The 20542-nt window shown below is 57.5% G+C and carries 22 protein-coding genes; 21 read left to right on the top strand and 1 reads right to left on the bottom strand.

What is annotated here, in order from left to right; genetic code table 11:
* Positions 1-298: 298 nt before the first annotated feature.
* The 9 genes from M516_RS0122395 (at position 299) to pssA (ending at position 10341) form a co-directional block, all read left to right on the top strand.
* Entirely contained in the window at positions 299-1429 is a 1131-nt protein-coding gene (locus tag M516_RS0122395; protein ID WP_029101107.1) for an MGDG synthase family glycosyltransferase, read from the top strand.
* Positions 1430-1452: 23 nt separating this feature from the next.
* Positions 1453-2139 carry an HAD family hydrolase gene (locus tag M516_RS0122390; RefSeq protein ID WP_029101106.1) on the top strand — a complete coding sequence of 229 codons (687 nt, stop codon included), beginning with the start codon at positions 1453-1455 and terminating at the stop codon, positions 2137-2139.
* Positions 2140-2300: 161 nt separating this feature from the next.
* On the top strand, positions 2301-2765 hold the full coding sequence (locus M516_RS0122385; protein WP_029101105.1) for a CtsR family transcriptional regulator: 465 nt from the start codon (positions 2301-2303) through the stop codon (positions 2763-2765).
* A 56-nt stretch (positions 2766-2821) separates the two neighbouring features.
* Entirely contained in the window at positions 2822-3337 is a 516-nt protein-coding gene (locus M516_RS0122380) for a protein-arginine kinase activator protein McsA (protein WP_029101104.1), read from the top strand.
* Positions 3338-3358: 21 nt separating this feature from the next.
* Positions 3359-4420, top strand: a complete 1062-nt coding sequence (locus tag M516_RS0122375) for a protein-arginine kinase McsB (protein WP_029101103.1) — start codon at positions 3359-3361, stop codon at positions 4418-4420.
* Positions 4421-4499: 79 nt separating this feature from the next.
* Entirely contained in the window at positions 4500-6950 is a 2451-nt protein-coding gene (locus tag M516_RS0122370) for an ATP-dependent Clp protease ATP-binding subunit (RefSeq protein WP_029101102.1), read from the top strand.
* A 101-nt stretch (positions 6951-7051) separates the two neighbouring features.
* Positions 7052-8419, top strand: coding sequence for a DNA repair protein RadA (radA, locus tag M516_RS0122365; RefSeq protein ID WP_029101101.1), 1368 nt, complete (start codon positions 7052-7054; stop codon positions 8417-8419).
* Positions 8420-8428: 9 nt separating this feature from the next.
* Complete coding sequence (disA, locus tag M516_RS0122360; protein WP_029101100.1) at positions 8429-9505, top strand: DNA integrity scanning diadenylate cyclase DisA; 1077 nt, start codon at positions 8429-8431, stop codon at positions 9503-9505.
* Between the two features lie 107 nt (positions 9506-9612).
* Entirely contained in the window at positions 9613-10341 is a 729-nt protein-coding gene (pssA, locus tag M516_RS0122355) for a CDP-diacylglycerol--serine O-phosphatidyltransferase (protein WP_029101099.1), read from the top strand.
* 157 nt (positions 10342-10498) lie between these two features.
* On the opposite strand, the gene M516_RS0122350 is transcribed toward pssA, so the two are convergent.
* Positions 10499-10894: a nucleoside triphosphate pyrophosphohydrolase family protein gene (locus M516_RS0122350; RefSeq protein WP_029101098.1), complete on the bottom strand. Its 396-nt coding sequence runs from the start codon at positions 10892-10894 to the stop codon at positions 10499-10501.
* Between the two features lie 290 nt (positions 10895-11184).
* Between M516_RS0122350 and M516_RS0122345 the strand changes: the two genes are divergently transcribed.
* The 12 genes from M516_RS0122345 to secE all read left to right on the top strand — a co-directional run bounded on the left by M516_RS0122345 (position 11185) and on the right by secE (position 20516).
* Complete coding sequence (locus M516_RS0122345) at positions 11185-12276, top strand: PIN/TRAM domain-containing protein (protein ID WP_029101097.1); 1092 nt, start codon at positions 11185-11187, stop codon at positions 12274-12276.
* Positions 12277-12297: 21 nt separating this feature from the next.
* On the top strand, positions 12298-12990 hold the full coding sequence (ispD, locus tag M516_RS0122340) for a 2-C-methyl-D-erythritol 4-phosphate cytidylyltransferase (protein WP_029101096.1): 693 nt from the start codon (positions 12298-12300) through the stop codon (positions 12988-12990).
* Entirely contained in the window at positions 12987-13475 is a 489-nt protein-coding gene (gene ispF, locus M516_RS0122335; RefSeq protein WP_029101095.1) for a 2-C-methyl-D-erythritol 2,4-cyclodiphosphate synthase, read from the top strand. The genes ispD and ispF overlap by 4 nt, the downstream gene beginning before the upstream one ends.
* Positions 13476-13588: 113 nt before the next feature.
* A complete protein-coding gene (gltX, locus tag M516_RS0122330) occupies positions 13589-15055 on the top strand; it encodes a glutamate--tRNA ligase (protein ID WP_029101094.1) in 1467 nt (488 codons plus the stop codon).
* Positions 15056-15396: 341 nt separating this feature from the next.
* Entirely contained in the window at positions 15397-16062 is a 666-nt protein-coding gene (gene cysE / locus M516_RS0122325; protein WP_029101093.1) for a serine O-acetyltransferase, read from the top strand.
* A complete protein-coding gene (gene cysS / locus M516_RS0122320; RefSeq protein WP_029101092.1) occupies positions 16043-17449 on the top strand; it encodes a cysteine--tRNA ligase in 1407 nt (468 codons plus the stop codon). Before cysE ends, cysS begins: the two co-directional genes overlap by 20 nt.
* A gap of 15 nt (positions 17450-17464) precedes the next feature.
* Positions 17465-17878, top strand: coding sequence for a Mini-ribonuclease 3 (locus M516_RS0122315; RefSeq protein ID WP_029101091.1), 414 nt, complete (start codon positions 17465-17467; stop codon positions 17876-17878).
* On the top strand, positions 17871-18626 hold the full coding sequence (gene rlmB / locus M516_RS0122310) for a 23S rRNA (guanosine(2251)-2'-O)-methyltransferase RlmB (protein WP_029101090.1): 756 nt from the start codon (positions 17871-17873) through the stop codon (positions 18624-18626). Before M516_RS0122315 ends, rlmB begins: the two co-directional genes overlap by 8 nt.
* A gap of 1 nt (position 18627) precedes the next feature.
* Positions 18628-19152, top strand: coding sequence for an NYN domain-containing protein (locus M516_RS0122305; protein WP_029101089.1), 525 nt, complete (start codon positions 18628-18630; stop codon positions 19150-19152).
* An 80-nt stretch (positions 19153-19232) separates the two neighbouring features.
* Positions 19233-19883 carry an RNA polymerase sporulation sigma factor SigH gene (sigH, locus tag M516_RS0122300; RefSeq protein WP_029101088.1) on the top strand — a complete coding sequence of 217 codons (651 nt, stop codon included), beginning with the start codon at positions 19233-19235 and terminating at the stop codon, positions 19881-19883.
* A gap of 234 nt (positions 19884-20117) precedes the next feature.
* A complete protein-coding gene (rpmG, locus tag M516_RS0122295; RefSeq protein WP_029101087.1) occupies positions 20118-20267 on the top strand; it encodes a 50S ribosomal protein L33 in 150 nt (49 codons plus the stop codon).
* Positions 20268-20300: 33 nt separating this feature from the next.
* Positions 20301-20516: a preprotein translocase subunit SecE gene (gene secE / locus M516_RS0122290; RefSeq protein WP_029101086.1), complete on the top strand. Its 216-nt coding sequence runs from the start codon at positions 20301-20303 to the stop codon at positions 20514-20516.
* Positions 20517-20542: the final 26 nt, after the last annotated feature.

Below are 20542 nucleotides of genomic sequence, written 5' to 3'. Positions count from 1 at the left end.
AAGCGCGGCAACGCGTGGAGCTGACGAATACTAATCGGTCGAGGACTTATCCACTCCATAATCCACTGCCACCCATGCGTATCCAGTTTTCAGGGAATGACGTCACCCCCCTTAACTGCTTGAGTTAAGGGGGTTTTTGCATTTTGGTCCATGCGTGCGGGCAAAAAACTTGTCGACAACTTTGGCATGGAGCCGACAAGTTCCCTCTTGATAGACGGGGATGGGGTAGACTAACATGAGAAGGTACCGAGTTCAGGCGTTGGAGTAGGTAAGAGTGAGGAATGAAGGAGAAATAATCATGAAAAAAATCCTGATCTTTTCTGCTTCCATCGGCAACGGTCATAATCAGGCAGCCCGGGCCATGCAGGAGAGCCTGGCCGAGAAGGGCTACACGTCCATGATCATCGATACGTTGGAATATATCAGTCCGACGTTTCACAAGATCTTGCTGGAAAGCTACATGAACCTGCTGCGGCTTTCCCCCAAAATGTGGGGACGGATTTACCACAATACGGAAAAAATCCGTTTCTTCGATATGAACGTGTGGATGAACAAGCTGCTCGCCAACAAGCTGAAAAAGCTGATCAACAGCGTGCAGCCCGATGCGTTTATCGCCACGCATCCGTTCGCAAGCTGTATGCTGTCCGTACTGAAAGGGCGAAACGGCTGGCGGGAGCCCATCTACACGATCATTACCGACTACACCATTCACCCGTCATGGATCAATCATCACATCAATTATTACTTTATCGCGCATGAACAGTTGTATTACCTGGTGGACATCTACCGGCACGATCATCGGAAGTTCATCCCGCTGGGGATTCCGATCATGCGCAAGTTCCGCCAACCGTTGGACAAGGAGTTCATCCGGCAGAAACTGCAGCTTGAGCCTGGCACGCGCTGCATTGTCCTTTCCGGAGGCGGACTGGGACTCGGTTCCATGGAGCAGGTTCTGGACGGACTGGAAGCGATCAACCTACCGCTGAAGACCTTTATCCTCACCGGTACCAACGACAAGCTGTATCGCAAGGTATCCGCACGCACCTACCGACACGAGGTGGTGCCGCTGCGGTTTATCAATAACTTTCACGAGTACCTGGAGATTGCCGACCTGATCGTCACCAAATCCGGGGGACTGACGACGGCGGAAGTGATGAGCAAACAGGTGCCGATGATTATTTACAACCCCCTGCCGGGCCAGGAGGAACGAAACAGCCACTTTTTGCTCAACAACGGCTGTGCCGTTCACGCCAACGTGTCCGAGCAGTTGATTTATTTTATCGAGGAATTGCTGCACAATCCGACGAAGGTGGAATACATGAAAAGAATGGCACAAAAAATAGCCAAACCGGATGCTGCAGAACGCATCGCCGATTTCATTCACAACGACATGACAACCCTGTTTGGAGAAGACAAAGAGACAGAGTAACCGGACAGGACGAGGAGGGAGCCATGAGTATACCGTACGCTGTTTTATTTGACATGGACGGAACCCTGCTGCAGACGGAGAAGCTGTCGACGCCTGCGTTCCAGCGGACGTTTGAACAGCTCCGCGAACAGGGGCTGTGGGACGGGCCCACCCCCGACGAGCGGGAATTGGTCAACGTCTTGGGCCTGACGATTGAGCAGGTCTGGGCAAAATTGCTGCCGGGAATCAGCGAGGATACCAAAAAAACGGCCGACCGGCTGCTGCTGGAAAACGAACTGGCCCTGCTGCGGCAGAACGTCACGGATCTCTACCCGGGTGTCCGCGAAGTGCTTGCGAAGCTGCATGCCCGGGGCGTGGCCCTGTTTGTCGCCAGCAACGGGCAGGAACGGTACATCGAAGCCATCTGCGAGCATTACGGGCTGACGCCGCTGTTTACCGACCTGTACTCCGCGGGCCGCTTTCACACGCGTTCCAAACGGGATCTCGTCGCCAAACTGCTGCGTGATCACGACGTGAAACAGGCCGTCATGGTGGGAGACCGGCACTCCGATGTGGAGGCGGGCAAAGCGAACGGCCTGTTTACCGTGGGCTGCGACTTCGGCTTTGCCAAACCGGGGGAACTGGACGGAGCCGATGTGATCATCACCGAATTCTCGCAGCTGCCGGACCACCTGCCGGCCCCAACAACAGTCAACAGCAACCATCCCTAAACCATCCGCCGGGGATGGTTTTTGTTTTGGTTTCAACCGAAGCCTTTTTGCCTACACTAGAAAGTGTATTCCCCTCTTGCATCCGCGGCGTAAAGCCATTATAATCAAAGTCAAAGATAGTCAAAGTCAAGAACAAACACAGTGGAACAGGAGGCGACGACTTGCGGAACATCTCGGACATTATTGAGCAGCATCTCAAGCGCATCATTCAAGAGAGTCCGACCGGCTCTGTCGAGATACAGCGCAGCGAGCTTGCCGACCTATTTCAGTGTGTGCCGTCTCAGATCAACTACGTCATCAACACCCGCTTTACGGTCGAAAAAGGATACATCGTCGAAAGCAAGCGCGGCGGGGGCGGCTACATCCGCATCCGCAAAGTGCAGATCGTCAGCAAGGCCCGGCTGCAGGAACTGTTGACCGAGGAGCTGATCGGCGAGAGCATCTCCCAGGGAGTTGGTCATGCGATTGTCGACCGCTTGCTGGAGGAAGGATTGATCAACAACCGGGAAGCGGCCCTGATGAAAATCGCCACCTCGCGCAATGTGCTGACGGTGGAAGCTGAAGTGCGCGACCGCCTGCGGGCCAACATTTTAAAACAGATGATTGCTGCCATTTTGCTGCGGTAAGAACATTCACCAAGCCACCCCGGACTGTCAAGCAACCGGTTAGGAGGGACGATCTGATGAACTGTGAAGAATGCGGGAAACGACCGGCGACGCTGCATTTGACCAAAATCGTCAACGGTGAAAAAACCGAATATCATATTTGTGAGCACTGCGCTCAGGAAAAAGGGGATGTCTTTGCCGGTTTTCACAACTTCAGCATCAACAATCTCCTTTCGGGGCTGTTGCACTTTGATCCGATGACCAAAAAATCGCAGGAAACGGCACAAAAGCCGTTGCGCTGCGAAACCTGCGGGCTCACGTACGCCCAGTTCAGCAAAAGCGGCCGGTTCGGCTGCAGCGATTGCTACACGTTTTTGGGCGACCGGCTGGATCCGCTCTTCCGCCGGATTCACGGCAATACCCAGCATATGGGGAAAGTGCCGGAGCGAACCGGCGGTCAGCTCAAGCTGCGCAAAGAGCTGGAACAGCTAAAAAGCGCGCTGCAGCGCTATGTCGCCAGCGAAGAGTTCGAAAAGGCGGCCGAAATCCGCGACCGCATCCGGGCGCTGGAACAAAAAATCGCGCAATCGTAAGCAGGGGGAGGTGAGGCGGATATGTCCCAACAGAAGTTCATGCAAAACCCGTGGAGCAACTGGATGAAAGGGGAGGGACCCGATTCCGACATCGTCATCAGCACGCGGCTGCGCATCGCCCGCAACCTGCGGCAGCATCCGTTCCCGCTGCTCGCCACCGATTCCCAGGCGGAAGAGGTGGTGAAGAAAGTGGCGGAGGTGAGCAAGGTCGAAGCGATGAAAAATCGTTCGCCGCTCCAGTTGATCCAGATGGACCAGCTAAGCCCGCTGGAGAAACGCGTGCTGGTGGAAAAACACCTGATCAGTCCCCACCTTGCCGAGGAATCCCGCAAAGGGGCCGTCCTGCTCAGCGAGGATGAATCGGTCAGCATCATGGTGAACGAGGAGGACCACATCCGCATTCAGGTGCTGCTGCCCGGGTTCCAGTTGAATGAAGCATGGGAGATCGGCACCAAAATCGACGACGTGTTTGAAAAGCACCTGACGTACGCGTTTGACGAGAAGCGGGGATACCTGACGAGCTGTCCGACCAACGTCGGCACCGGCATCCGCGCCTCGGTCATGCTGCATCTGCCGGCCCTGGTGATGACCCAGCAGATCAACCGCATTCTGCAGGCGATCAATCAGGTGGGACTGGTGGTCCGGGGCATCTACGGCGAAGGCAGCGAAGCGCTGGGCAACCTGTTCCAGCTTTCCAACCAGGTGACGCTGGGGATGTCGGAGGCGGACATTTTGTCCAACCTTTACAGCGTCGCGCGGCAGATCATCGAACAGGAGCGCGTTGCCCGCCGCTACCTGATGGAGCACTCCCGCGTCGACCTGGAGGACCGCATCTTCCGTTCGTACGGCATTTTGCGGTACGCGCGGACGATGGAATCGAAGGAAGCGTCACAGCGCCTCTCCGACGTTCGGCTGGGCCTCGATCTGGGCCTCATCAAAAACGTTTCGCACCAGTTGTTGAACGAGCTGCTGGTGACGACTCAGCCCGGGTTCCTGCAGCATCGCGCGGGGCAGAAGCTGACGCCGGAACAGCGGGACGAACGGCGGGCCCGCCTGATTCGGGAGCGCCTCTCCGCCCACTGAGAACATCGGTTGATGATCGACGGAATCACGCATTAGTTTTATCCATAGAGAGAACATACTGGTTGGAGGTGTACGCGATATGATGTTTGGACGTTTTACCGAACGAGCTCAAAAGGTGTTGGCGCTGGCGTTGGAGGAAGCCGTCCGCTTGGGTCACAAGGACATTGGCACCGAGCACGTGCTCCTCGGGCTGATCAGGGAAGGCGAAGGCATTGCCGCCAAGGCGCTGCAATCGCTGGGGCTTGGTCTCGACAAGATCCAAAGCGAAGTGGAGTCGCTGATCGGCCGCGGCACGGAACAAACCGGAGGCAACTACACGCCCAACTACACCCCCCGTGCCAAAAAGGTCATTGAACTGTCCATGGACGAAGCGCGCAAGCTGGGTCACACCTACGTCGGCACGGAGCACATCCTGCTCGGCCTGATCCGCGAAGGGGAGGGCATCGCCGCGCGGATCATGAACAACCTGGGCGTCAGCCTGAACAAAGCCCGCCAGCAAGTGCTGCAGCTCCTGGGAAGCTCTGAAATGATGAACGCCCATCAGCCGTCCGGCGGCAATCCGGCGGCCAACACGCCGACCCTGGACAGCCTGGCCCGCGACTTGACGGCGATTGCCCGCGAAGGCGGCCTGGACCCGGTGATTGGCCGGCAGAAGGAAATTGAACGCGTGATCCAGGTGCTCAGCCGCCGGACCAAAAACAACCCGGTGCTGATCGGGGAGCCCGGCGTCGGGAAGACCGCGATCGCCGAAGGGCTTGCGCAGAAGATTGTCAACAACGAAATTCCCGAAACGCTGCGCGACAAGCGCGTCATGACGCTGGACATGGGCACCGTGGTGGCGGGAACCAAGTACCGCGGCGAATTTGAAGACCGGTTGAAAAAGATCATGGATGAAATCCGCCAGGCGGGCAACATCATCCTGTTCATCGACGAGCTGCACACCCTGATCGGGGCGGGCGGCGCGGAAGGCGCGATCGACGCTTCCAACATCCTCAAGCCGGCGCTGGCCCGCGGTGAACTGCAGTGCGTCGGCGCGACCACGCTGGACGAATACCGCAAATACATCGAGAAGGACGCGGCCCTGGAGCGCCGTTTCCAACCGATTCAAGTGGATGAACCGACAGTGGAGGACGCGATCAAGATCCTGCACGGATTGCGCGACCGCTACGAAGCGCACCACCGCGTCAAAATCACGGACGAGGCAATCGAACAGGCGGTGAAGCTGTCTGACCGCTACATCACCGACCGCTTCCTGCCGGACAAGGCGATCGACCTGATCGACGAGGCGGCTTCCAAGGTGCGTTTGCAATCCTTTACAGTACCGCCGAATCTGAAAGAGCTGGAAAGCCGCCTGGAAGAAGTGCGCAAGGAAAAGGACGCGGCTGTCCAATCGCAGGAGTTTGAAGAAGCGGCGGCGCTGCGCGACCAAGAGCAGAAGCTGCGCGAAGAACTGGAGAAGACGAAAAAAGATTGGAAAGAGCGTCAGGGCAAGCTGAACATGGAAGTGACGCCGGAGGACATCGCCCATGTGGTGGCCAACTGGACCGGCATCCCCGTGGTCAAATTGAAGGAAGAAGAGACGGAGCGCCTGCTGAAGATGGAGGAGATTTTGCACGACCGCGTCATCGGCCAGGACGAAGCGGTCAAGTCCATCTCCCGTGCGATCCGCCGCGCCCGTGCAGGTCTTAAGGACCCGAAACGGCCGATCGGTTCGTTCATCTTCCTCGGCCCGACCGGCGTCGGGAAAACGGAATTGGCCCGCGCTGTGGCCGAAGCCCTGTTCGGCGACGAAGACGCGATGATCCGCATCGACATGTCCGAGTATATGGAGAAGCATTCGACCGCCCGTCTCGTCGGCGCGCCTCCGGGATACATCGGCTACGACGAAGGCGGCCAGCTCACGGAAAAAGTGCGCCGCAGACCGTACTCGGTCATCCTGCTGGATGAAATCGAAAAAGCGCACCCGGATGTCTTCAACATCCTGCTGCAGGTCCTGGATGACGGCCGTCTGACCGACTCCAAGGGGCGTACGGTGGACTTCCGCAACACGGTGGTGATCATGACCTCCAACGTGGGTGCCAACATGATCAAGAAAAACACGACGCTCGGCTTCACCACCGGCGATACCGAGAAAAAGTATCAGGACATGAAAGACAAAGTGATGGACGAGTTGAAGAAAAGCTTCCGTCCGGAATTCCTGAACCGGATCGACGAAGTGATCGTCTTCCACTCGCTGGAGCAGGAGCACATCGAGCAGATCGTCACCCTGATGACGGAAGAACTGCGCAAGCGCCTGAAAGAACAGGAGATCGATTTCCAACTGACCGATGCGGCCAAGAAAGTACTGGCCAAAGAGGGCTTCGATCCGGCATACGGCGCCCGTCCGCTCCGCCGCGCCATCCAGCGGCACATCGAGGACAAATTGTCCGAGGAACTGCTGAAGGGCACGATTCACAAGGGCGATACGGTCACCATCGACGCGGAAGACGATCAACTGGTCGTGAAGCGCTTGGAAACGACCACGTCGTAATCGGCGAAAGAAAGGAATGCCTCCGAAACTGGAGGTATTCTTTTTTTGTGCGCCCATGTATGATAAACATGTAAAGGAGAAATCCCAGACGAGGTACCGTTATGTCAAAGTATAAAACGAAATACGCGTGTCAAGAATGTGGCTATGAATCGCCCAAATGGATGGGCAAATGTCCGGGGTGCAGCCGTTGGAACACGATGGTCGAAGAAGTGGCGGTCAAATCGTCTCACCGGTACGAGCTGACGGTCGGCGGGCAGCGTCAGGAAGCCATGCCGCTGACGCAGGTGGCGAGCGAGGAAGAACCGCGGCTGGATACGACGATCGGCGAACTGAACCGCGTGTTGGGCGGCGGACTTGTTCCCGGGTCGCTGATTCTCGTCGGAGGGGATCCCGGGATCGGCAAATCGACCCTGCTGCTGCAGACGTCTTTTGCGCTCGCCCATCAGGGGTTCAAAGTGCTGTACGTCTCCGGCGAGGAGTCGGCCAAGCAGATCAAGCTGCGGGCCGACCGCCTGGGGATGAACACTCCGCCCATGTACGTGCTGGCGGAGAACGACTTGGAACTGATCGAACAGCATATTAATCAGGTAGATCCGCATGTGTTGATTATTGACTCGATACAAACCGTGTTTCATCCCGCCGTTCAGTCCGCGGCGGGCAGCGTGGCGCAGGTGCGGGAGGCGACCGCCCAGTTGATGCGCATTGCCAAGGGCAAGGGCATCGCCACCTTCATTGTCGGCCACGTGACCAAGGAAGGGTCCATCGCCGGTCCCCGCATGCTGGAGCACATGGTGGATGCCGTGCTCTACTTTGAAGGGGAGCGGCACAACACCTTCCGCATCTTGCGGGCGGTGAAAAACCGCTTTGGCTCCACCAACGAGATCGGCATTTTTGAGATGAAGGAACGGGGCTTGGAAGAGGTGGGCAATCCGTCGGAAATCTTTCTCGCGGAGCGGCCCGTCGGCGTGGCTGGTTCCACGGTGGTGGCCAGCATGGAAGGAACGCGGCCGGTGCTGGTGGAACTGCAGGCGCTGGTGGCGCCCACCAGCTTTGTGACGCCGCGGCGGATGGCGACCGGGGTGGACCATCAGCGCGTGGCCATGATCATGGCCGTGCTGGAAAAGCGCATGGGACTGATGCTGCAAAACCAGGACGCGTACGTCAACGTGGCCGGCGGCGTGCGGCTGGATGAGCCGGCCGTCGATTTGGCGATTGCGGTCAGCATCGCCAGCAGTTTCCGCGACCAGCCGACCAACCCGCACGACGTCGTCATCGGCGAAGTGGGGCTGACGGGCGAAGTGCGTGGAGTTTCCCGGATCGAACAGCGGGTCAGGGAAGCCCACAAGCTGGGGTTCAAGCGGGTGATCATTCCGGAAAAGAACATCCGCGGCCTGGAAGTCCCGACCGGCATGGACGTAATCGGCATCAGCAACATCGCCGAAGCTTTGGACGAGGTGCTAAGGGGGTAGACGCAACCTATGTTCGAGACAAACAAAAGAGAGCCGCAGTACAGCGATGTCCTGCGCCTCGTCGCTCCCGGGACGCCGCTTCGCGAGGGGCTGGAAAACGTGCTGCGGGCGAAAACGGGCGGCCTGATCGTCGTCGGATACGGCCCGGAGATGAAAGGCATCGTGGACGGGGGCTTTTCCATTAATTGCGACTTCACGCCCGCTCATTTGTATGAATTGGCCAAGATGGACGGGGCGATCATAGTAAGTGAAGACGCCAAGCGGATTTTGTACGCCAACGCCCAGTTGTTTCCCCCCGCCTCCATCCCTTCGAGCGAGACGGGAACGCGCCATCGCACGGCGCAGCGGACGGCCATTCAGACCAACCACCTGGTCATCGCCATCTCCCAGCGGCGCAACGTGATCACGCTGTATCAAGGCCATTTCCGCTACGTCTTGAACGACATCAGCGTGATTTTGGCCAAGGCCAATCAGGCCCTCTCCACGCTGGAAAAGTACAAGGCCGTGCTGGACCAGACGCTGACCAACCTGGGCGCGATGGAGTTTGAAGAATTGGTGACGCTGCACGAAGTCACCTCCGTTTTGCAGCGGATCGAGATGGTTTTACGCATCAAAGCGGAGATTACCAAGTATATTTATGAACTGGGGACGGAAGGGCGGCTTGTCAGCATGCAGGTGGATGAGCTGGTCGCCAATATCGAAGAGGAAGCCCGCATGCTGATTCGCGATTACAGCCGCGACCCCAACCTGCCGGCGGAACAGGTGCTCAAGGAAATGAAGAAACTGACCGCCGATGAAATGTTGGAAATCAGTTCATTTTTGCGAATTCTTGGCTATCCCGCCAACGCCAGCATGCTGGAGGAGTCGGTGTCGCCGCGCGGATACCGCATCCTCAACAAGATTCCCCGCCTGCCGATGACGATCATATCCAACCTGGTGGATCATTTTCACAATCTGCCGCGGATCATGATGGCCACCATCGAGGAGCTGGACGAGGTGGACGGCATCGGCGAAGTGCGGGCGCGGGCGATCAAGGAAGGGTTGAAACGGATCCAGGAGCAGGTGTTCATTGACAGGCACATTTGAGGTAGAATAGGATACAGGCATGATTGCATTGATCTTTGCCAAGGGGACTTGCCGGCAATGGACAGATTTTTCGCGTCTCCTTTGCGAACCAAACCAGGAGGTAGTCTATGTTCGTGAAATCGTTGCCGAACATGCTAACCATAAGTAATTTGTTTTTGGGGATCGTCGCCATCATTCTCGCGTTTCAGGGCGACCAGTACGTGGATTACGCGGCGATTACCGTCATCGTCGGGATGCTGATGGACGGACTGGACGGACGGGTGGCCCGCATGCTGAACGTGCAGAGCGAGTTTGGCAAAGAGCTGGATTCCCTTTCCGACGTCATTACGTTCGGGGTGGCCCCGGCGTTTATCATGTATGTGGTGGCATTGCAGGATCTGCACCTGTTCGGCATTGTGGTGACGGCCATCTTCCCGATTTGCGGGGCGCTCAGGCTGGCGCGCTTCAACGTCCAGGCAGGCGTGCCCGGCTACTTCGTCGGTCTGCCGATCACGGCTGCGGGCGGGGTGCTTGCGACGCTGGCCCTGTACCACCAGGTGTTCAACGTGGCGATGCTGGCGGTCGGCATGCTGCTGCTGGCCTTTTTGATGGTGTCCACCATCAAGTATCCGAACTTCAAAAAGGTGGGCATCCCGAAATCGGCGTTTTGGATCACGCCCCTCATCGTGGCGCTTGTGGTCGTCGTGGCGATCAAGTACCCGCAGCAGTTTCCCAAAATCGTCTTCCTGCCGCTCGCCTTTTACGCCCTGTACGGAATAAAAAAAAACGTTGACCTTTTGGTGAAAAAACTGCGAAAGAAAAAGGAAAGCGAAGAAGAGTCACTGCCGTTTGAATAACGCCTCACGGACGCATGCCGGTACCGTTCGGATGCGGTCCCGCCTGGCCTGTCGGATATCCGGTCCGGCTGTCGAGAGAAAACCCGCTCGCGAAAGCGGGTTTTTTCTTTGAACATGCAACTTTTCTTTGCGTACAATCGTAATACCAAATGGGAGTCTATGACAGGTTGAATACCCCGAGGGTATTGAGGCGCTCCGACTCCTGCCGGATGACGTCTTCCAGCCTGATGTCGGTAATGTTGCACAGCGCGGTGAGGTAGAAGAGGTTTTTGCCCAGCTCCGCCGTCAATACGTCGCGGCAATGTTCGCACAAGGGGCCGGAAAAATGAGTGTCCAAGAGCGATTGGTTTTCCTGCAAACTTTTACGGGGATCGTAGGACTGCTTCTTGGCAACCACTTCGACACAGCCGCATTCGGTGATGGCTTTGGTCAGTGAACGGTTGATACGGGCCGCTGTTTCCTGAATTTTGGACATGACGTCCAGTACGCTGCGGTGTCTGAGCAGCAGCTCCGAGACCTGCGTTTGGAAGTCGTCCACGTTTCGATGGTCCATGTGAGTCACCTCTGCTTCAGGCTGTTGATATCGTCAGAATTTTTCATTCAATTTGCTACTGTCATTATAAGAAGGGAATCCGTCCCCTGTCAATTTGGGAACGGAGGAAAACGGGCGTTCTCCATTGACGGAAATTTAACATGTATGTTAAAATCTTTGGCTATTTGACACTGAGTTTTCATCTTTGATATAGTGGGGGAGAAGTGCCGCCATGAAATGTGTGAGCCATGTTAAGGAAGCAGGGTTTTTCCTGCGGACTTCTGTCTATATTAATAAGAGGAGGTGAAGGCATGGTTCGCCGATTAGGAAAAAGCTTTTTTGTGCTGGTCGGGGGCGGCCTGGGTTACAAATTTGGTCCCGACCTGTTTGACTTGCTGGATACGCTGCTCAATTTCGGTGACGTGCATTACAAGAGTTATATCGGAGCCGTTTTAGGCGCCGTGATTTTCTTCTTCCTCGCCAACTGGCTGGTCGATTACACGCTGCGCATCGTCCGGTGGGGAGAAGAAACGCTGATCAAGCTGCCAATTGTGGATGTCATGTTCGGCGCGATGGGGTTGATTATTGGTCTAATTGTTGCCTTTTTATTATTCCTTCCCATCAGCAACATCCCGATTCCGGTGATAGGCGATCTGCTGCCGTTGATGGTGTCGTGTCTGCTCGGATACCTGGGCTTCCAGGTGGGCTTCCGCAAACGTGATGAGATCATGGCCGTCTTTTCCATCGGACGCAGGGAAAAAGGCAAAAAGGAAAACAGCGGAACGCCGTCCAACGTGGAGTACAAGATTTTGGACACCAGCGTGATTATCGACGGGCGGATTGCCGACATCTGCCGGACGGGTTTCCTGGAAGGAGTGCTGGTGATTCCCGGCTTCGTGCTGGAAGAGCTGCAGCACATCGCCGACTCGTCCGACGTGTTGAAGCGCAACCGCGGCCGCCGAGGACTGGACATCCTGAACAAGATCCAGAAAGAGATGAAGGTCAAGGTGCAGATCTACGAAGGAGACTTTGAAGAGGTCTCCGAAGTGGACAGCAAGCTGATCAAGCTGGCGAAGGTGATGAACGGCAAGGTCGTCACCAACGATTTCAACCTGAACAAGGTGTGCGAACTGCAGGGCGTGTCGGTGCTGAACATCAACGATCTGGCCAATGCGGTCAAGCCGGTGGTTCTCCCCGGCGAAGAGCTGACCGTCCAGGTGATCAAGGACGGCAAGGAGCACGGCCAAGGGGTGGCGTACCTGGACGACGGCACGATGATCGTCGTCGAAGGGGGACGCGAATACATCGGCAACGACGTCGACGTGCTGGTCACCAGCGTGCTGCAAACCTCGGCGGGGCGGATGATCTTCGCCAAGCCCAAGCTGTTGGAAAAAGCGTTGTAGAGACTGGAGAGGAATGGGGACGTGAACACGGGAGTCGTGATAGTCGCAGCCGGTTCCGGCAGGCGAATGGGAGCGGAGCGCAACAAGGTGTGGCTGCCGCTGGGCGGGGAGCCGATTTTGGCCCATACCGTCCGCCTGTTTGCCGCTCACCCGGAGATCGGTGAAGTGGTTCTGGTGGTCAGCGAGCGCGACCACGCCGATGTGCTCGCCTGGCTCAAACGGGAGAAGCTGAAGCTGACCGTCGCGCTGGGGGGTGCCGAACGGCAGGACAGCGTCCGCAGCGGGCTGGCCGCACTTTCCCCGAACTGCTCGTACGTACTTGTGCACGACGCCGCCCGTCCTTTCGTGACCAGGGAACAGATCAGCGAGTTGATTCGGCAGGTTCGGCGGGATCAGGCGACGATCATGGCCGTTCCTGTCAAGGATACCATCAAAGTGGTAGGGGCGAACGGCAAGGTCCAGTCGACCCCGGCGCGCGAGAGCTTGTGGGCGGTGCAAACCCCACAAGCTTTTCGTGTTTCCTTGTTGCGGGAGGCACATCAGGCGGCCCTTGAGGCGGGCAAAACGGGCACGGACGACGCCATGTTGGTGGAGTGGCTGGGCCATCCCGTCACCGTCATGCCGGGAAGCTATGAAAACATTAAAATCACCACGCCGGACGATTTGTGGCTGGGCGAGGAGATTTTGCGCAGAAGAAGGGGAGAGCAGCGATGAGAATTGGACAGGGATTTGACGTGCATCAACTGGTGGAAGGCCGCCCCTGCATTATCGGGGGCGTGACCATTCCCTACGAAAAAGGGCTTTTGGGCCACTCCGACGCGGACGTGCTCCTGCACGCGATCAGCGACGCACTGCTCGGGGCGATTGGCGAAGGGGACATCGGCCGCCATTTTCCCGATACCGATCCGGCGTTCAAGGACGCGGACAGCGTCAAGCTGATGGAACACGTCTGGAAGCTGGTCAAGGAGCGGGGATACCGCCTGGGCAACGTGGACGCCACGATTATCGCCCAGGCGCCGAAAATGGCGCCGTTCATTCCGCAGATGCGGGAAATCATTGCCCGCGTGCTGGAAGCGGACGAGCTGTCCCAGGTGAACGTGAAGGCAACCACCACCGAAAAGCTGGGCTTTACCGGCCGCGGAGAGGGAATTGCTGCACAGGCCGTCTGCTTGCTTGTCAAGCAGCGGGGAGAGGTGTAAGATAAGACCTTAGAAACGAAAAAGACAGTGATGCAGACCCGGAAACATGGGCGCCGCAGTTCAGCCCTGTTTCCGCCTTTTTTACACCTTCAACGAATAGGATGGTGCTTCTCATGGCGAAAAAAATCCGTACGCGATACGCTCCCAGTCCGACGGGGCATCTACATATCGGCGGCGCGCGCACGGCGCTGTTCAACTATTTGTTTGCCAAGCATATGGGGGGCGAATTCATCGTCCGCATCGAGGATACGGACCAAACACGCAACGTGGAAAACGCTGACGAAGAGCAGATGAAGAATCTCAAATGGCTCGGCATCCAGTGGGAAGAAGGCACCGACATCGGCGGGCCGTACGGGCCGTACCGGCAGATGGACCGGCTGGACATTTACCGCAAATACATCGACCAACTGCTGGCCGAGGGCAAGGCGTACTACTGCTACGCGACCAAGGAAGAACTGGACGCGGAGCGGGAGGAGCAGATCGCCCGCGGCGAGACTCCGCGCATTTCGGAAAAACACCGCAACGTGACGCCGGAACAGCGGGAGCAGTACGAGCGGGAGGGCCGCGTTCCGTCCATTCACTTCAAGGTGCCGGACGACAAGGTGTACGTCGTCAACGACCTGATTCGCGGACAGGTGACGTTTGAAACCAAAGAGATGGGCGATTTCGTCATCTGTCGACCGGACGGCATTCCCACCTACAACTTTGCGGTCGTGATCGACGACCACCTGATGGAGATCAGCCACGTCATCCGCGGCGAGGAGCACTTGTCCAACACCCCGCGCCAGTTGATGATTTACGAAGCGTTGGGCTGGGAGCCGCCGCAGTTCGCGCACCTGGCGCTGATTCTCAACCAGGAAGGCAAAAAGATGTCGAAGCGCGACGAGAGCATTATCCAGTTTATCGAACAGTACCGTGAACTGGGCTTTTTGCCGGAAGCGATCGTCAACTTCCTGGTGCTGCTCGGATGGTCGCCGGGCGGGGAGGAAGAGATCTTCGCCATGGAGGACATCATCAAGCTGTTCTCCCTGGACCGCGTCAGCAAGTCGCCGGCCGTCTTCGACACGGCCAAGATGAACTGGATGAACAACTACTACCTGAAGCGGCAGCCGCTTGACCTCATCACCGACATGTGCATTCCGCACCTGCAAAAGGCGGGGTTCATCGAGGAGACGCTGTCCGACGAGAAGCGGGCATGGGTGCGCGAGATCGTCTCGCTCTACCAGGAGCAGATGTCCTACTGTGCGCAGATCGTGCCGCTGGCGGCGCTTTTCTTCCTCGACGAAGTGGTGTACGATGAAGAAGCGAAGGCGGTATTGAAGGAACCGCAATTGCCCGAGGTGCTGGAATCGTTTGTCAAACACCTGTCGGCGCAGAACGAATATAATACGGATACAATCAAAGCGGTGCTGAAAGAGGTGCAAAAAGAAACCGGCCACAAAGGCAAGGCCCTGTTCATGCCGGTGCGCGTGGCGGCTACCGGTCAGGCTCACGGGCGCGATTTGGCCGTGACGCTCTATCTGCTGGGCAAAGACAAGGTGCTGGAACGCGTCAAGCGCGTCCTGACGCACGGCGAATAATGGATAAAGGCAAATGCGAGGAACAGGAGAAGTACGGCAGCCTCCGCGTCTCCAGAGAGGATGGGCAGGTGGGAGCCATCCGGCGCGCGCTGTTTGGAAATGCCCCTGGGAGCAGTGACCTGAACCCGCGTCCGTTTGGGGCGCGGCAGTAGGGCAGACGGTACCCCGCCGTTACCGGGAGATGAGCGAGATCGTCCGCACGGGCCCAAGGCGCCGTTTCCGGGACGGTCTAAGCAGAGTGGAACCGCGGTTCACACCGTCTCTGCCTCCTTCGCACGCGAAGGCGGCCGGGGCGGTTTTTCTTATTCCAACGAAAACAATCTGGCAGGAGGTGTCACCCTATGTTCAGACAGATGCGAGACGACATTCAAGCGGTATTTGAGCGCGATCCGGCAGCCCGGAGCACGCTGGAGGTGGTCCTGACCTACTCCGGCCTGCACGCCATTTGGGGCCATCGGATTGCCCACAAACTGTGGAAGGCCGGATGGTGTACGCTGGCCCGGGTCGTTTCTCAGTTTGTCCGGTTTATGACCGGCATCGAGATTCACCCGGGAGCGAAGATCGGCAGACGGCTCTTTATCGACCACGGGATGGGCGTCGTCATTGGCGAGACCTGCGAAATCGGCGACAACGTCACCATCTACCAGGGGGTGACGCTGGGCGGTACGGGCAAGGAAAAAGGCAAGCGCCATCCCACCATCGGCAATAATGTGATTATCGCCACCGGAGCGAAAGTGCTCGGCTCGTTCAAGATCGGCGACAACTCCAAAATCGGAGCGGGAGCGGTCGTGCTGCAGGAGGTGCCGCCCAACTCCACCGTGGTCGGGATCAAAGCCCGCATCGTCATTCAGGACGGCAAGCGCGTCACGTGCGACCTGGATCATGTCAATCTGCCCGACCCGCTGGCTGACACGATTCGGCAGATGCAGCGGGAAATCGAGCAGCTGCGCAACGAAGTGAACGCATTGAGGGAGGAAAAGAAAAGCAATGAGCATTCAGTTTACTAATACCCTGACCCGGCGAAAGGAACCGTTCGTTCCGCTTGAGCCGGGCAAGGTGAAGATGTACGTATGCGGACCGACCGTGTACAACTACATTCACATCGGCAACGCCCGCCCGGCGATCGTGTTTGATACCCTGCGCCGGTATTTGCAGTACCGCGGATACCAGGTCACGTTTGTGCAGAACATTACAGACGTGGATGACAAGCTGATTCGCGTCGCCAACGAGGAGGGCACGACCGTCAAGGAAGTGGCCGACCGCTACATGGCGGCCTACAACGAAGACCTGCGGGCCCTCAATGTGCTGCCGCCCGACGTTCAGCCGCGCGTGATGCAGACGATTCCCGAGATCATCCGCTTTATCGAGGGACTGATCGAGAAAGGCTATGCGTATGAGAGCGAAGGGGACGTCTATTTCCGCACCGGCCGGTTCAACGAATACGGCAAGCTCTCCCACCAGCCGCTGGACGATCTGCAGGCGGGTGCCCGCGTGGAGGTAAACGAAAAGAAGGAAAACCCGCTCGACTTCGCGCTGTGGAAAGCGGCCAAGCCGGGCGAAGTGAGCTGGGAAAGTCCGTGGGGCCAGGGACGGCCGGGCTGGCACATCGAGTGCTCCGCGATGGCGCTCAAATTCCTCGGCGAGCAGATCGACATCCACGCCGGCGGGTCCGACCTGGTGTTTCCCCACCACGAAAACGAAATTGCCCAGTCGGAATGCTACACCGGCAAAGTGTTTGCCCGCTACTGGCTGCACAACGGCATGCTGAACATCAACAACGAAAAGATGTCCAAGTCGCTCGGCAACTTCCTCCTGGCGCGGGAGCTGATCGAGCGGTACGGCGGGCAGCTGATCCGCTTTTTCATGCTGCAGGGCCACTACCGCAACCCGATCAACTTCAGCGACGATCTGCTGGAGCAGGCGGCCAACGGTTTGGAGCGGATCACGACCGCCTACGCCAACCTGCTGCACCGGCTGGAGACGGCCCGTCCGGAGGAGCCAAACGGCCAGGCCGAGGAGCAGGCCCGGATCGTAAGCGAACTGCGGGAGCGGTTTATCGCCGAGATGGACGACGATCTGAACACGGCCAATGCCATTACCGTGCTGTTTGACCTGGTGAAGGAAGCCAACCTGTACATGCGCAACCAAAACGTCGGCCGGGAGCAGCTTGCCGCCTACCGCGACCTGCTGCTGGAGCTGACCGGCGTGCTCGGCCTGAAGCTGGAGCAGGAACAGGAGCTCCTGGACAGCGAAGTGGAGTCGCTCATCGCGGAGCGGACGGAAGCGCGCAAATCGCGCAATTTTGCTCGCGCAGACGAGATTCGCGACCTGCTGGCTGCAAAGGGAATCGTGCTGGAAGACACCCCGCAGGGCGTTCGCTGGCGCCGCAAGTAAAGGGCCGGTGACACGATGCAGAAGGAAGAACTGTCCCGAGACCCCAACCTGATGAATCCGCTGGTGCTGGCCTTTTTGGGCGACGCCACCTATGCCCACTGCGTCCGCTACCATTTGATCGCCAAGGGGCTGGTGAAGCCGCACCAGCTCCACAAGGCGGCCAACCGGTACGTGTCGGCCAGGGCGCAGGCGGGCATCCTGCACGCCCTGCTGCCGTCCCTTTCGGAGGAGGAACAGGCAGTGGTGAGGCGCGGACGCAACGCCAAGTCCGGTTCCAGCGCGAAAAACGCCGACATCATTGACTACCGGCACGCCACCGCGTTCGAAGCCCTGATCGGGTACCTGTATCTGTGCGGAAAAGAAGAGCGGGTCGCTGAAATCGTGCAGCAGGCCTTTGCCATTGTGGAAGGAGCATCTGAACATGAGTGAAGAGTGGATTGTCGGGAAAAACCCGGTCATCGAAGCGCTGCGGTCGGGGCGCGCCATCAACAAGATCTGGATTGCCGAAGGGACGAACAAAAACCTGATGGGGCCGATTTTCTCCCTGGCCAGGGATCAGGGTGTGGTAGTCACCACGGCCAATCGCAAAAAACTGGATCAGCTCAGCGGCACCGACAACCATCAGGGCGTCATCGCGTCGGTGGCGGCTTACGACTACGTCGAGGTGGAGGACATTCTCCGGCGGGCGGAGGAGCGGAACGAACCGCCGTTCCTGCTCTTGTTGGACGAGCTGGAAGACCCGCACAACCTGGGCTCGATCATGCGGACGGCCGATGCGGTCGGGGCGCACGGCATCATCATTCCCAAGCGGCGCTCCGTCGGGCTGACGGCGACCGTGGCCAAAGCGTCTGCGGGGGCGATCAACTACGTGCCCGTCGCCCGGGTAACCAACCTGGTCCGGACCATGGAGGAGCTGAAACAGCGGGGCGTCTGGATTGCCGGCACGGACGCGGGGGCCAGGCAGGACTTCCGCGAGGGCGATTACACCATGCCGCTGGCCGTGGTCATCGGCAGTGAGGGCAAAGGCATGAGCCGCCTGGTCCGGGAGAACTGCGATTTTCTCTACCGTCTGCCGATGGCGGGAAACGTCACCTCGCTCAACGCCTCCGTCGCCGCCGCCCTGCTCATGTACGAAGTCTACCGCGCCAGGAGTCCGCTGCCGGCACGGGTGAAGTGAAATGGCGAAAAGGAAAGCCAAACAACTGTTGATTGTGGACGGCTACAACATCATCGGGGCCTGGCCCGACCTGCGCGCACTCAAGGACCAGGATCGCATGGACGAAGCGCGCGACCTGCTCATCTCCAAGCTGGCCGAGTACCAGAGCTTTACCGGGATCAAGGTGATCATCGTGTTTGACGCCTACAACGTGCCTGGTGCCGGCCGGCAGATGCAGGACTACCGGGTGGACATCTACTACACCAAACAGAAAGAGACAGCCGACGAAAAAATTGAACAGTTGGTCTTGGAATTTCACGAAAAAAATCGACAAATTTATGTAGCGACGTCCGACTACACCTCCCAGCGCGTCATCTTCGGCCAGGGGGCGCTGCGCAAGTCGGCCAGGGAACTTCTTCTGGACATGGAAAGTGTCGGGAAAGAGATCAAGCAGCAGGTGGACAAAACGCATGAAGAGCGGTTTTCCACCCGCATTTCGCTGGACGGGGAAATAGCGAAAATATTCGAAAAATGGCGAAGGGAATAACTTGGATTCGGTTGACGCTTTTTTATGCCGCATGTATAATAGCCGTATCTGTGAGAAACCGGTTGGCGGAGGGATCATTCGTGAGTGTTGACCTCAAGGAGTTGAAACATGCCCAATATGAGATGATGTCCGACGAAGAGATAGTCGACCTGGTTCGCGAAAATGATGCCGAGGCCCTGGAGTACTTGATCAACAAGTACAAAAATTTCGTGCGGGCCAAAGCGCGTTCCTATTTTCTTATTGGGGCCGACCGCGAAGACATTGTGCAGGAAGGCATGATCGGCCTGTACAAATCGATTCGCGATTTCCGAGGGGACAAGCTCACATCGTTCAAAGCGTTTGCCGAACTGTGCATCACCCGCCAGATTATTACCGCCATCAAAACGGCTACCCGCCAAAAACACATTCCGCTCAACTCCTACGTATCGCTGGACAAGCCCATCTACGATGAAGATTCCGACCGTACGCTGCTGGACGTCATCTGCGGCACCAAGGTGACCGATCCGGAAGAGCTGTTCATCAACCGCGAGGAATTTGACGACATCGAGGGAAAGATGAGCGAGATCCTGAGCGACCTGGAACGGCAGGTGCTGATGCTGTATCTGGACGGACGTTCCTACCAGCAGATCGCCGTGGAGCTGAAGCGTCACGTCAAGTCGATCGACAACGCCCTGCAGCGGGTGAAGCGCAAGCTGGAACGGTATCTGGAAGGAAGAGAGATTCATCTGTGATACAGAGAATCTCTTTTTTGCATTCTGGAACAAAATACTTTCCTCTTGTCAAGCCGTTTTGTTGACATGGGTAGACGGGTGTGATAAATTTGTTTAGGTAGCCATAAACGATTTTCTCTCGTGTTTGATGGCTGCTGTCTCACAAATGGTCAGGAAAAGTAGCGGTTTTCCCGTACTATTTTGTTCCCTTTCTATCAGCAGCGAAGGTTTGAAATGAGATGGAGGTGGCAATAAATGCGAGTAAACATCACGTTGGCGTGCACCGAGTGTGGTGAGCGTAACTATATCTCCACCAAAAACAAGCGCACGACTACCGAGCGTGTGGAACTGAAAAAGTACTGCTCCCGTGACAAGAAGCATACCCTTCATCGCGAGACGAAGTAACGCATGGAAGCGACGAAGTCTGGGGGTGGCACTGTGGGTTTCCTAGCACGAATCGGTGCCGGATTTCGCCGGACAGGCGAATTTTTCGGCGACGTCATGTCCGAACTGAAGAAGGTCCGCTGGCCCAACCGGAAAGAACTGACCAGCTACACGATCGTCGTTCTTGTAACGGTGACGCTGCTTGCGCTGTTCTTCTTCGTCATCGACTTGGGTATCTCGCGCGTGATCGATTTGATTTTAGGAAAGTAATTTTGCAAGCCTAGGAGGGACGGACG

The organism is Brevibacillus thermoruber 423 (assembly GCF_000454065.1).
Taxonomy (GTDB): domain Bacteria; phylum Bacillota; class Bacilli; order Brevibacillales; family Brevibacillaceae; genus Brevibacillus; species Brevibacillus thermoruber.
This window is presented reverse-complemented; position numbering and strand designations above follow the sequence as displayed.

Bases quoted from the DNA above. Each gene is read 5' to 3' on its own strand.
- cysS (WP_029101092.1), top strand. From the start codon at position 16,043: ATGAGCATTCAGTTTACTAATACCCTGACCCGGCGAAAGGAACCGTTC.
- rlmB (WP_029101090.1), top strand. From the start codon at position 17,871: ATGAGTGAAGAGTGGATTGTCGGGAAAAACCCGGTCATCGAAGCGCTG.
- disA (WP_029101100.1), top strand. From the start codon at position 8,429: ATGTTCGAGACAAACAAAAGAGAGCCGCAGTACAGCGATGTCCTGCGC.
- M516_RS0122395 (WP_029101107.1), top strand. From the start codon at position 299: ATGAAAAAAATCCTGATCTTTTCTGCTTCCATCGGCAACGGTCATAAT.
- M516_RS0122345 (WP_029101097.1), top strand. From the start codon at position 11,185: ATGGTTCGCCGATTAGGAAAAAGCTTTTTTGTGCTGGTCGGGGGCGGC.
- M516_RS0122390 (WP_029101106.1), top strand. From the start codon at position 1,453: ATGAGTATACCGTACGCTGTTTTATTTGACATGGACGGAACCCTGCTG.
- cysE (WP_029101093.1), top strand. From the start codon at position 15,397: ATGTTCAGACAGATGCGAGACGACATTCAAGCGGTATTTGAGCGCGAT.
- pssA (WP_029101099.1), top strand. From the start codon at position 9,613: ATGTTCGTGAAATCGTTGCCGAACATGCTAACCATAAGTAATTTGTTT.
- M516_RS0122315 (WP_029101091.1), top strand. From the start codon at position 17,465: ATGCAGAAGGAAGAACTGTCCCGAGACCCCAACCTGATGAATCCGCTG.
- M516_RS0122305 (WP_029101089.1), top strand. From the start codon at position 18,628: ATGGCGAAAAGGAAAGCCAAACAACTGTTGATTGTGGACGGCTACAAC.
- M516_RS0122370 (WP_029101102.1), top strand. From the start codon at position 4,500: ATGATGTTTGGACGTTTTACCGAACGAGCTCAAAAGGTGTTGGCGCTG.
- gltX (WP_029101094.1), top strand. From the start codon at position 13,589: ATGGCGAAAAAAATCCGTACGCGATACGCTCCCAGTCCGACGGGGCAT.
- rpmG (WP_029101087.1), top strand. From the start codon at position 20,118: ATGCGAGTAAACATCACGTTGGCGTGCACCGAGTGTGGTGAGCGTAAC.
- ispF (WP_029101095.1), top strand. From the start codon at position 12,987: ATGAGAATTGGACAGGGATTTGACGTGCATCAACTGGTGGAAGGCCGC.
- radA (WP_029101101.1), top strand. From the start codon at position 7,052: ATGTCAAAGTATAAAACGAAATACGCGTGTCAAGAATGTGGCTATGAA.
- M516_RS0122375 (WP_029101103.1), top strand. From the start codon at position 3,359: ATGTCCCAACAGAAGTTCATGCAAAACCCGTGGAGCAACTGGATGAAA.
- M516_RS0122380 (WP_029101104.1), top strand. From the start codon at position 2,822: ATGAACTGTGAAGAATGCGGGAAACGACCGGCGACGCTGCATTTGACC.
- M516_RS0122350 (WP_029101098.1), bottom strand. From the start codon at position 10,894: ATGGACCATCGAAACGTGGACGACTTCCAAACGCAGGTCTCGGAGCTG.